11 protein-coding genes are annotated in these 11,698 nt (G+C 29.0%); 7 read left to right on the forward strand and 4 right to left on the reverse strand.

Features of this window, described 5'->3' with window-relative positions:
• Nucleotides 1–26: 26 nt before the first annotated feature.
• The 3 genes from AEBR_RS09050 to AEBR_RS09060 all read right to left on the reverse strand — a co-directional run bounded on the left by AEBR_RS09050 (nt 27) and on the right by AEBR_RS09060 (nt 2,723).
• Complete coding sequence (locus tag AEBR_RS09050) at nt 27–1,340, reverse strand: MFS transporter (protein ID WP_129086554.1); 1,314 nt, start codon at nt 1,338–1,340, stop codon at nt 27–29.
• 79 nt (nt 1,341–1,419) lie between these two features.
• Nucleotides 1,420–2,064, reverse strand: a complete 645-nt coding sequence (locus tag AEBR_RS09055) for a CBS domain-containing protein (RefSeq protein WP_129086553.1) — start codon at nt 2,062–2,064, stop codon at nt 1,420–1,422.
• Nucleotides 2,065–2,081: 17 nt separating this feature from the next.
• Entirely contained in the window at nt 2,082–2,723 is a 642-nt protein-coding gene (locus tag AEBR_RS09060; RefSeq protein WP_128977812.1) for a recombinase family protein, read from the reverse strand.
• 223 nt (nt 2,724–2,946) lie between these two features.
• Between AEBR_RS09060 and AEBR_RS09065 the strand changes: the two genes are divergently transcribed.
• From AEBR_RS09065 to AEBR_RS09095, 7 genes are read left to right on the forward strand one after another with little or no spacing between them, the layout of a single operon-like run.
• On the forward strand, nt 2,947–3,501 hold the full coding sequence (locus tag AEBR_RS09065; RefSeq protein WP_129086552.1) for a UbiX family flavin prenyltransferase: 555 nt from the start codon (nt 2,947–2,949) through the stop codon (nt 3,499–3,501).
• A 1-nt stretch (nt 3,502) separates the two neighbouring features.
• Nucleotides 3,503–3,994: a pantetheine-phosphate adenylyltransferase gene (gene coaD, locus AEBR_RS09070; protein WP_228712148.1), complete on the forward strand. Its 492-nt coding sequence runs from the start codon at nt 3,503–3,505 to the stop codon at nt 3,992–3,994.
• Entirely contained in the window at nt 3,985–4,551 is a 567-nt protein-coding gene (tmk, locus tag AEBR_RS09075) for a dTMP kinase (RefSeq protein WP_129086551.1), read from the forward strand. Before coaD ends, tmk begins: the two co-directional genes overlap by 10 nt.
• Entirely contained in the window at nt 4,544–5,761 is a 1,218-nt protein-coding gene (gene hisS, locus AEBR_RS09080) for a histidine--tRNA ligase (protein WP_129086550.1), read from the forward strand. Before tmk ends, hisS begins: the two co-directional genes overlap by 8 nt.
• Before the next feature lie 2 nt (nt 5,762–5,763).
• Complete coding sequence (speA, locus tag AEBR_RS09085) at nt 5,764–7,560, forward strand: biosynthetic arginine decarboxylase (RefSeq protein WP_129086549.1); 1,797 nt, start codon at nt 5,764–5,766, stop codon at nt 7,558–7,560.
• A 1-nt stretch (nt 7,561) separates the two neighbouring features.
• Nucleotides 7,562–8,338, forward strand: a complete 777-nt coding sequence (gene cysE, locus AEBR_RS09090; protein ID WP_128977805.1) for a serine O-acetyltransferase — start codon at nt 7,562–7,564, stop codon at nt 8,336–8,338.
• Nucleotides 8,338–9,072 carry a sulfite exporter TauE/SafE family protein gene (locus AEBR_RS09095; RefSeq protein ID WP_129086548.1) on the forward strand — a complete coding sequence of 245 codons (735 nt, stop codon included), beginning with the start codon at nt 8,338–8,340 and terminating at the stop codon, nt 9,070–9,072. The genes cysE and AEBR_RS09095 overlap by 1 nt, the downstream gene beginning before the upstream one ends.
• Here the strand turns inward: AEBR_RS09095 and acnA are convergent.
• The gene (gene acnA, locus AEBR_RS09100; RefSeq protein WP_164969452.1) at nt 9,069–11,600 is read right to left on the reverse strand and encodes an aconitate hydratase AcnA; all 2,532 of its coding nucleotides are present in this window, start codon (nt 11,598–11,600) and stop codon (nt 9,069–9,071) included. The two genes, AEBR_RS09095 and acnA, sit on opposite strands and share 4 nt — an antisense overlap.
• Nucleotides 11,601–11,698: the final 98 nt, after the last annotated feature.

An 11,698-nucleotide genomic window follows, 5' to 3' on the forward strand; every position in this document is an offset into this window, starting at 1 on the left:
GTTAGAATTTCTTTAAAATGACCCTTTTAATCTTCTACTTCAGGCAATTTAAGCGCTAAATATATTCCTAAAAGACCAATAAGTGATAAAAACAAAATTATTCCAGCAACACCTAAAGAGGTATTTAAAGTTCCAATAAATCCACTAAAAAGAAGAATTATTCCTATTAAAGTATTACTAACAGCCACATAATCAGTTCTTTTATTACCTTCAGCCAAATCAACTAAATAGGTTTTCCTTCCAATTCTAATCCCTTCATAACCAATACTAAGGAAAAAATAAAAAAGAGGCATAATCCAAATTACTGATAGCAAACTACTAAACAGCAAATCCATAAAAAAGATTAAAAATCCAAAAACAGTACATATACTTGCGCCAATTATCATAACTTTTCTACTTGAAACATCTGAAAATTTTCCCCAAATAGGAGCAGAAAGAAGAGAAGCCATTCCACTTGAGAGAATAAACATTCCAAGAAGATAACTATTTGAACCAAGATGTTTTTGAGCTAAAACAACATAAAAAGGTGCGCTTAAAACTGAACACAAAAATAGTGCTCTTGTTATTACAAAAAGTCTAAAAGGTTTATCTGTTTTTAAAATTGAGAGTTTTTTAAAGGCAACTACAGCTGCATTACCTCCTCCTTCAGTCTCCCCTTCATATTCAACGATTTTACTATAAACAATTCCAGCAAGAAGCCAAAAAATACCTGCAAAAGTCAATAAAACCCCAAAATTTGAAGGAGAAAAAGGTTTCTCTCCATTTATAATAAAATATCCACCAAGAAGTACAACTAATACTCCAGCCACACTTCCTGACCAACCATTTAATGCTCCTCTTCTTGTTTTAGGAATAGTTTTTCCTACTACATCTTTTGCGGCAACTGAACTTAGACCTCTTGCCAAACTAAAGATAACAAGCAATAAAATTATCATATATCCTGCCATAATGCCTTCTAGTGTAAATGCAACTACACCTATTCCTATCATTGAAAATGCTTGAAGAAAAGCTCCAAGAACCCAAACATTTTTCCTTATGGGCATTTTTCTAATATATGCTGCAATTATAAGCTGAGGAAGTAATGAACCAGATTCGCGGATAGGAACCAAAAAAGCTATAAGATATAAAGGAACATTTAAACTTTGCATAATCCAAGGTAAAACAACTTTAGTATTTGATACTGAATCTGCTAACTTATTAAAAAAGTAACTTATTATGGTAAGTAGAAAATTTCCTGGAACAACTTTACAAGCTTTTTCATCTATAGCTTTACAAACTCTTGCATCTTCTTCATCAACAAGTTTTTCATAGATTGAGTCAATCTTAGATTTAGAGGACATTTATTATCCTTAGAGAATAGTTTTGGAAATTGTATTAAAAAATTGCTATTAAAACAATAGATAGTATGATTAAAATAAATTATCCCCAAATTTGAAGAGGAGGAGTATTAGAAACTGCTTTTAATATATTTGCTCTTGATACAATTCCTAAAAGTTTATCATTTTGATCAACAATAGGTATTGCTGTTAAACTAAAATCAACCATTACTTTTGCAACTCTTCTAATATCTGTTATTGGATCAGCTGTTATTACCTCTTTTAAATCAAAAGTGCCTAAAGTTTTTCTAAGAGTAGAGTTTGCAAACTCTAAATCGCCCAAAATATAATTTAAAATATCTCTTTCATTAAGCATTGCAATAACAATATTTCTTGTATCATCAATAATAGGAATTTGCCTAATATCATTTTCAACCATTAAATCATATGCCTCTTGCAGAGTATTATTGGTTGTTAATGTTAATACATCATTTGTCATTAAATCTTTTATATGATAGATTTCAACTTTTGTATCAATATTTGCAATACTCTTATAAACTTCTGTTGCTTCATCTATTGAAGATTCATTATAGAGTCTGTTCTTATTTTTTGTAGATGTATGGTTTTTAGGAAGCCCCTCTTCCACATTATTTCTAATCCTTGCAATAGAATCAACTGTAGATAAAGTATAAAGATTGTCAACAGTACTTCTAAAACTCAATCCATTATTGTTGTAAATTGCAAACATTATTTATCCTTAGGAGTTCAACTAGCTATATCTAGTGTATTAGGCAAATTATGTCTAATTTTTCTTTTTTTAACATAATTGTTTAATCCAATATGATTATTATAACCTAAAAGTTTAGCAATTTTTCTAACAGATAAACCTACAGCTAATAACTCTTCAATCTTGTCTCTTTGTTTATCAAATTTAGATTTTTGAATTGTTCCTTTTGGTTTACCTAAACTCTCACCATTTAATTTTTTAGCAGTAAGTGCTTCTTTTGTTCTAAGACTCATTAAATCTTTTTCCAAATTTACTGTCATTGATATAACACCAAGAATCATCTGAGTTAACATATCTTTATCATCAATTAAATCAAGATTTTGTTTTATTACAATTATTCTAATTTTATTCGATAAAAGAAACTTCACAATTTCTAAAATCGTCTCTATTGTTCTACCAAATACATTTAAGTCATAAACTAAAAGAGTAGAAGACTTTTCACAACTCTTTAAAAATTCCAACATATTTTTTTCATCATGGGGAGTATTTATCTCAATTTCTATCTCTTTGTAAATTGAGATGTTGTTTTTATTTTTGTAGTTTGATAAGGCTTTAACTTGAGCCTCTGTGTAACCTTCATTATTGTTATTTACTCTTACAAAACTGAATATTTTTGACATGGCTATTCCTTTAACAAATTTATATATTATTAATATTTAACATACATTATGTATACATTAAATATAATAAAGATTATACAAAATGATATACTTTTAAAGCTTAAAGCTTTCTTATTGGATATCGCTTTTCTTTGATTTATTGGATAGTTTCTTATCCCTTTTGAAAATAAAGCGATTTTTGGCTAATATCTATTTTTTAATAAAAGATTAAAAGGTTTTAAAAGTGAGATTAGTTGTAGCTATAACTGGTTCTAGCGGTGCCAAACTTGGATTAAAATTTATACAAAATCTGCCACAAGAGATTGAAGTTTTTGTAGTAGTATCAAAAAGTGCAAAAAAAGCCCTAAAAATCGAAGAAAATATTGATATAAAAAATTTATTTAAATCAAAAGAAAATATTAAATTCTATAAAGAGAATCAAATAGATGCGCCCATAGCTTCTGGTTCTTTTAAAACTGATAAAATGATTATCCTGCCTTGTTCCATGAATACTTTAGCAAAATGTGCTGTAGGTATATCTGATAATTTAATTACAAGAGCTTTTACAGTTATGTTAAAAGAAAAAAGAGATATAGTATTAGCTCCTAGAGAGATGCCCTTTTCAGCTATTGCTTTAGAGAATATGCATAAGTTGTCTCTATTGGGAGCTGTTATTGCTCCCCCTGTTTTAGCCTATTATTCAAAGCAAGAGAGCCTTGAAGAGATGGAGAAGTTTATGATAGGGAAATGGTTTGATATACTTAAAATAGAACATAATTTATATGAAAGATGGAATTAATATGCAAAATAATGAAAATATTACAACAACATATAAAAAAGCTATATATAGTGGTACTTTTGACCCTATAACAAATGGTCATATGGATATTATAAAAAGAGCTACAAATATCTTCGATGAAGTAATTATTGCAGTTGCAAAAAGTGAAACAAAGGCTCCTATGTTCAGCCATGAAAGAAGGGTTGACTTTGCAAAAGCTGCAACTGAGAATATGCCTTCTGTTAGAGTAATCGGTTTTGATACACTCCTAGTTGATTTTGCTACAAATATGGGTATAAATACAATTATTAGGGGACTTAGAGCTGTATCTGATTTTGAATATGAACTACAAATGGGATATGCAAACTCATCAATTAATAAAAAAATAGAGACTCTTTATTTAATGCCTACATTGGAAAATGCCTTTGTCTCTTCAACAATTGTAAGAGAAATTATTAGATTTAATGGGAAGTTTGAACACTTAGTCCCTAAAAAGGTTATAGAATGTATGTAGTTATTGAAGGAATTGATACAGCTGGAAAATCAACTCAGCTTGATATTCTTAAAAACAATCATAAAGAAGCAATTTTTACTAAAGAGCCTGGAGGAACACAACTTGGGCTAAAATTAAGAGAGATGGCTTTAAATGGTGAAGCAAAGAGTAAAGTTGCAGAGATGTTCCTATTTTTGGCTGATAGAGCTGAACATATTGAGGAAGTTATAAAGCCAAATGAAAAAAATATGATTGTTAGTGATAGAAGTGTTATAAGTGGAATAGCCTATGCTTCAAATTTGCCCCTAGAAATAGTGATTTCTTTAAATCTTATAGCTACATCAAATACTTTACCAACACATGTAATTCTTCTCGAATTAACTAAAGAAGAACTTACAAAGAGACTTCAAGGGAAATCTAATGACTCTATTGAATCAAGGGGCATTGATTACTTAATTAATATACAAAATAGAATGAAAGAGACAGTTAAAATGTTGAAATTAAACCACATATTTATTGATGCAAGTTTAAGCATCAAAGAGATTTCAGAAAAAATAGAGGATTTTATTAATGGCTAATATTCAAAGTCTAAGAGGAATGAATGATATTTTAGGAAACGATAGTGAACTATTTACATATTTTATTGAAAATGCATCAAAAATTGCAAAAAACTATGGATTTACCTATATTGAGACTCCTATTCTAGAAGAAACCGCACTATTTAAAAGATCAGTTGGAGAGAGTTCTGATATTGTAAATAAAGAGATGTATCAATTTATAGATAAAGGCGAAAATGATGTATGTCTAAGACCAGAAGGCACTGCAGGAGTTGTTAGAAGTTTTGTTCAAAACAAGTTTGATAGAGCTGGAGGTACATATAGATGGTACTATTATGGACCAATGTTTAGATATGAAAGACCTCAAAAAGGAAGATTAAGAGAGTTCCACCAATTTGGCTGTGAAGTCTTTGGAATAGACTCAGTTTATGAAGATGCAAATGTTATTATGATGTTAAAAGATATTTTAGATTTCTTTAAAATTGGATTTAAATTACAACTAAATTCACTTGGTTGTCCTAAATGTATGCCAGTGTATAGAGATACTCTAGTTAAATATTTAACAAATATCAAAGAAGAACTTTGTGAAGACTGTAATAGACGAATTGAAACAAACCCTATTAGAGTTCTTGATTGTAAAAATGAAAAATGTCAACAACTATTATACAATGCCCCAAAAATCACTTATAATTTATGTGAAGATTGCAATAGAGATTTTGAAAAACTAAAAGAGATTTTAGATTTCAATGGTGTTGAATATGAGATTAATACTAACCTTGTTAGAGGTTTAGATTACTACTCTAAAACTGCTTTTGAATTTACTTCAAATGAGATTGGAGCTCAAAGTGCAATTGCAGGTGGGGGAAGATATGATAGACTTGTTGAATTTCTTGGGGGAAGATCAACTCCTGGAATAGGATTTGCAATTGGAATCGAAAGGTTACTTGAATTAGTTAAAATGAATCAAGAACAAAAAGATGTAATTTATCTTGGAGCATTATGTGATGATGCCCTAAATATTTTAACAAAAATTGCAACAACAAAAAGAAAAGAGTATAAAACTTTTATTGAATATACTCCAAGAGGTTTTGGAAAACATTTTAGTATTGCAGAAAAAAATGGAGCAAATATTGTTGCTTTAATTGGAGAAAATGAGATAAAAGATAGTACAATTTTTATTAAAAATTTAACTACAAAAGAAGAAAAAACAATTAAAATTGAGGATTTTTAAATTTGGAAAATTATGGTATTGACATCTGGGGAGATGATAACTTTATAATTGAAGGTGGAGTTGTAAAAGTAAATCACGAATCTAAACCTTCTTTGATAAAAATGGTAAAAGAGATTAGAGAGAAAGATTATAAGGGTCCTTTACTATTTAGGTTCCCTCACTTAATTGAAAAGCAGATAAATAAACTATATACACTATATACAAATGCTATAAATGAGTATGATTACAAAGGGAAGTTCAATGCTGTTTTCCCTCTTAAAGTAAATCAACTTCCAAACTTTATCTTACCCCTTGTTAGTTTAGGTGAAGAGTATAACTATGGACTTGAAGCAGGAAGTAAAGCAGAACTCTTTTTAGCTATGACTTATAACAAAATGGGTGCACCTATTACTGTTAATGGATTTAAAGATAAAGAGATGATTCATTTAAGTTTTATTGCCAAAAAAATGGGACACAATATTACAATAATAATAGAAGGGTTAAATGAGCTTGAAACTATCTTAGAGGTTGAAAAAGAGACTTCATTACCTTGTCCAAATGTTGGTATTAGAGTAAGACTATTTAACTCTGGAAGTGGAGCTTGGGCAAAATCTGGCGGGATTGATGCAAAATTTGGATTAAGTTCAACAGAAGTTTTGGAAGCTTTTGAGATGCTTGAAGAGAATAATCTAACAGATACCTTAACAATGATTCACTTCCATATTGGTTCATCAATGAACTCAATTAGACCACTAAAAAATGCGCTAAAAGAGTCAGGACATATCTATGCAGAACTTAAAAATTTAGGTGCAAATAAATTAAGTGCTATAAACATTGGTGGTGGATTAGCAGTTGAATATTCACAATTTCATAGAACTGCACAATATCATCTTCAAGAGTTTGCAAATGATGTTGTATTTACACTTAAAAATATTGCAAAACAAAAAGGGGTTGAAGAGCCAAATATTTTCACAGAATCTGGAAGATTTATAAGTGCTAGTTCAACTGTATTAATTACACCAGTTTTAGAACTATTTAGTGCGGAGTATGATTCAGAACATTTAAGATTAAAAGAGCATAATCCTCCTCTAATTGATGAGTTAAGAGAGTTATATAATGATATGAACTCAAAAACAGCATTGGAATATATGCACGATAGTATTGACCACCTTGAATCATTATTAAAACTATTTGATCTTGGTTATATAGATTTAGAAGATAGAAGTAATGCTGAGATTTTAGCAAATCTAATTATCAAAAAAGCTATCTGGCTTTTAGAAGTTGATGATTATGAAGAGCTAAAAAGAATTGATGACAAAATACAAGAGAAATATTTAGTTAACTTCTCAATTTTCCAATCACTGCCAGATTTTTGGGGAATTAAACAAGAGTTCCCTATAATGCCTATTACACATTTAGACAAAAATCCAACAAGAAGTGCTAGTCTTTGGGATATAACTTGTGATAGTGATGGGGAGATTGCCTTTAATCCAGAAAAACCTCTTTATTTACATGACGTAAATCTTAAAGAAGAGGAGTATTATCTTGGGTTTTTCCATGTGGGAGCTTATCAGGATATATTAGGAATGAGACACAATCTTTTCTCTCATCCAACAGAGATAAATGTTGTATTTGAAGATGGCGAAGTAAAACTTGAAAAAATTTTAGAGTCTCAAAAAATTATAGATATTCTTGAAGATATTGATTATGATACAAACGAAATCAAAAAAATATTAAAAACTAATCTTGATAGAAATACATATCAAACATTAAAACAATATCTTCATGATAATAGTTATCTAAAGACTACTTGGAGTTAATATGAATGATGAAAATACAATAAACGAATTAATAGCAGAGATTGAGAGTGAAAATAAAAAGTTAGGTCTTTGGAATCAAATAAAAGAGGATTTTTCTGTTCCAAAACTAAATGACCCAGCACTTAACTCAACAATTGAACTATTTTTTAACTACCCTGGTGTTTGGGCAATAATAAATCATAGAATTGCCCATAGATTATATAAAAAAGGTTTTAAACTTATTTCTAGAGTAATTATGGGTTTAACTCAATTCTTTTGCCATATGGATATTCACCCAGCAGCAACAATAGGAAGAAGAGTATTTATAGATCATGGTATTGGTGTTGTAATTGGTGAGACAACTATTATTGAAAATGATGTACTAATCTATCAAGGTGTAACTTTAGGTGGAGTAAGTCTTAATAAAGGGAAAAGACACCCTACAATTAGAGCAAACTCAGTTATTGGAAGTGGAGCAAAAGTTTTAGGAAATATAACAGTTGGCAAAAATGGAAAAATTGGGGCAAACTCAGTTGTAATTTGTGATGTTCCAAAAAACTCTACAGCTGTTGGTGTTCCAGCAAAAGTGATAAAAAGAGATTGCAAAAATGAAAGACTTAATCATAGTGACCTTCCAGACATCAATAAAGAGATGTTTGAATATTTATTAAAAAGAGTTGCTATTCTTGAACATGCTCTAAAAGACCATGAAGGAATAGATTTAACAAATGAGGATCACGATTTGGAGTGCATCTACAAAAAGTTTATTGGTGCCATGAACTCTATTGAAAAAGAATAATGTTTTTTGAATTAGTTTTATTTGGATTAACTGCAGGATTCGTAGCTGGCTTTTTTGGTCTTGGAGGAGGAACAATCCTAACTCCAATACTTGTTGTAGCAGGTTTTTCAATGAAAGAGGCAATCTCCATATCAATTATGCAGATGGTCTTTAGTTCAATTTATGGCTCATATCTTAATTCAAAAAAAGCTAAAGAGGTATTTAAAGAGGGGATTATTTTAGGCATTGGTGGTTCACTTGGTGGATTAATGAATAGTTTTGTTCATTCCCTTGTATCTAACCTCTTTTTACAATATCTATTTATATTTATAGTACTTTTATCTATTATTAAAATCTTTGTATCTCCTGCTGAACCTAAAGTTGCAGTAAAACAACATAACAAGGTTGTTTTGATACTTGTTGGTTTTATTGTTGGAGTAATAGCTATGAGTATAGGTGTTGGTGGAGCAATTATGCTTATACCTTTACTTGTTGGAGTTATGAAATATCCTTTAAAAACAGCTACAAGCCTTAGTCTATTTTTTGTAATTTTCTCTTCTCTTGCAGGTTTTTTCTCCCTTACAGTTACAGGACAAATGCTATTTTATGAAGGAAGTATTATTGGTATTGCTTCTTTAATTGGTGTATTTTTTGGAATTAAAATTAAAAATAGGACAGGTGCCAAAAATTATAAAAAATCAATTTTAATAATGAACACCCTAATATTAGGCATAATGGTTTACAAAACTATTTAATTCTCTCCTAAAATATTTTTTAATTGATAAGATAAAACTCCTCCATTTTTGTAATACTTAACCTCATCATCACTATCTAATCTACATTTTAATTCAATTTGAATCTCTAATTCATTTTTATATATTATTGCTTTTATAATAGCACCTTTTTTTATCTCTTCACTTATTATTGAAATCTCTTCATTTCCTTTTAATTTTAAAGAGGAGATATCATCATCTATAAATTCTAATGGTAATACTCCAAGTGCTATAAGATTTAATCTATGTCTATTACAAAAAGATTTTGCAATTATTGCTTTTACACCCAAAAGTCTTATAGCTTTTGCAGCCCAATTTCTTGCACTTCCAATACCATACTCTTTCCCTGCAAATATTACCAAAGCCCTATTCTGATTTTTAAATTTTTGTGATTTTTCAAAAATTGAGACAATCTCATTACTCTCATAATCCATAGTAAAACTGCCCTCTTTTGAAACCATCATATTTTTAATATTTAAACTATCAAAAGCAGCTCTTACCATAAGATTTGCATCCCCTCTTCTACTTGCAAAAGTTCCATATTCAAAAGATTTAACCTCTTTGCTCTCCAAATATTTTGCAGCTTGACTATAAAGAGGAATTTGCCCTATTGGAGATATCTGTTCAGTTGCAATATTATCTCCTAATAGTGCAAGAACTCCTGCTTTTTGAATATCTATTTTCTCCAGTTTAATATCTTCAAAAATCTTTGTTGGTTGTATAAAAACCGATTTTTCATTCCAAAAGAAAGTATCCTTTCCTTTAATATCTAAGTTCTGCCAAAACTCATTTCCTATAAATATATTTTCATAAATCTTTTTATAAAGAGTATAATCTATCTCCTCAAGATAAGATATTACTTCTGCATCACTTGGCCATAAATCTTTTAGATATATTTTTTTATCACCTATTTCACCTATTACGTCATTAAATAGATCAAACTTCATTGTTCCAATTAAAGAGTAAATAATTACTAAAGAGGGAGACATTAAGTAGTTTGATTTTATTAAAGGATCTATTTTATCTTTAAACTCTTCATCTCCTGATGTAACTGAGCAAACATTTAGATTATTTAGTTTTATCTCTTCTTTAGCAGTAGTCTCAAGATTATTATAATTTTCACCATTAGCACTACAAACAAAATCAACAATATTAAAACCTAACTGCTCTAAATATTTTAGTAAATTTAATTCTTCTAAGTACTCTTTTACAACAGAACTATTTGGAGCAAAATATCGTTTTATTGAACTATCTATACTAAGAGAAAATTCAACTGCTTTTTTTGCAACCAATGCTGCATGAATCATAAGATAAGGATTAGAAGTAAGGCTACATAAAGTTATAGCTGCTAATACAATATCTGCATCTTTGAAGTTTTTACTTTGATTTATAACAGCTATATCTTTAAAAGTTTTAATATCAACCAACTCCTTAGATTTTGTTGGTCCCACAATAGTTGGCTCTAAAAAAGATAAATCAATCTCAATTATCTCATCATATTCCAACTCTTCATTGTTATAAAACAGCTGTTGCTTTTGTAAATAAGTTTTAATGATTTTCCCATAATCATTACTATTTCTTGTCTTATCAAAATAACTTATTGTTCTCTCATCTATTGCAAAGAAAGAGCATATTGCATCATATTCTGGTGCAAGATTTGATATGGTTGATCTATCTTCCAAAGTAATATAATCTAAACTCTCACCAAAAAACTCTACAAGTTTTCCTTTTAGTTTATGCTCTTTTAACATTTTAATCAAAATTATTACCAAATCTGAAGAAGTTATTCCCTCTTTTAGTTCTCCTTTGATTTTAATTCCTACAACTTTTGGTAAATCCAAATAGATAGGTAATCCCAAAATTGCAGATTCTGCTTCTATCCCTTCTATACTTAAACCAAGAACTCCCAAAGAGTTAATCATTGTAGTGTTTGAATCAGTTCCTACAACAATTTCTGGATATAACAAAAACATATTTTCAACATTTTTTACATGAAGGATAGTTGATAAATACTCTAAATTTACTTGATGACAAATACCAGAACCAGGAGGAACAACTCTTAAGTTTGAAAAACTACTCTCTGCCCATTTTATAAACTCGTACTTTTCAAGGTTTTGTTCAAGCTCTTCTTTCATATCAGCTTTGAAATTCAAGGTATGGTCAAGAACCAAATCAACCATAATTTGAGGATTTACTCTATTTAGATCTTTTTTTTCATTTTTTACAAAATCTCTCATTGAGGCTAAATCAACTAATGCTGGTATTGCAGTACTATCTTGCATAATTATTCGAGAAGGATAAAAACATATTTTCTCATTGTTTCTATTTACAAAAATATCAATAACTTTATAAAATTCATCTTCATTTTTTGCTTTTCTTAAATTAGCTTCTAAAAGAATTTTTAAAACTATTGGCAATTTTTTTAACTTATTTGAACTATCACTTATTTTAGTAATATCATAATAATAAAACTTTTCACCCTCTATTTCAAAACTATTTATTATATTCAATAGATTTTCTCTCCCTATATCGACTATAATAAGATAGCAAATGACTTATTAAGAAATTATTATTTTTGATTATAAATGTATGAATTGTAATATAAAGA

Source organism: Halarcobacter ebronensis (assembly GCF_013201825.1).
GTDB classification, from domain to species: domain Bacteria; phylum Campylobacterota; class Campylobacteria; order Campylobacterales; family Arcobacteraceae; genus Halarcobacter; species Halarcobacter ebronensis.

Excerpts from the sequence above, each read along its gene's own strand:
- AEBR_RS09095 (WP_129086548.1), top strand. The coding sequence starts at position 8,338 with ATGTTTTTTGAATTAGTTTTATTTGGATTAACTGCAGGATTCGTAGCT.
- cysE (WP_128977805.1), top strand. The coding sequence starts at position 7,562 with ATGAATGATGAAAATACAATAAACGAATTAATAGCAGAGATTGAGAGT.
- AEBR_RS09060 (WP_128977812.1), bottom strand. The coding sequence starts at position 2,723 with ATGTCAAAAATATTCAGTTTTGTAAGAGTAAATAACAATAATGAAGGT.
- hisS (WP_129086550.1), top strand. The coding sequence starts at position 4,544 with ATGGCTAATATTCAAAGTCTAAGAGGAATGAATGATATTTTAGGAAAC.
- AEBR_RS09050 (WP_129086554.1), bottom strand. The coding sequence starts at position 1,340 with ATGTCCTCTAAATCTAAGATTGACTCAATCTATGAAAAACTTGTTGAT.
- tmk (WP_129086551.1), top strand. The coding sequence starts at position 3,985 with ATGTATGTAGTTATTGAAGGAATTGATACAGCTGGAAAATCAACTCAG.
- AEBR_RS09055 (WP_129086553.1), bottom strand. The coding sequence starts at position 2,064 with ATGTTTGCAATTTACAACAATAATGGATTGAGTTTTAGAAGTACTGTT.
- coaD (WP_228712148.1), top strand. The coding sequence starts at position 3,503 with ATGCAAAATAATGAAAATATTACAACAACATATAAAAAAGCTATATAT.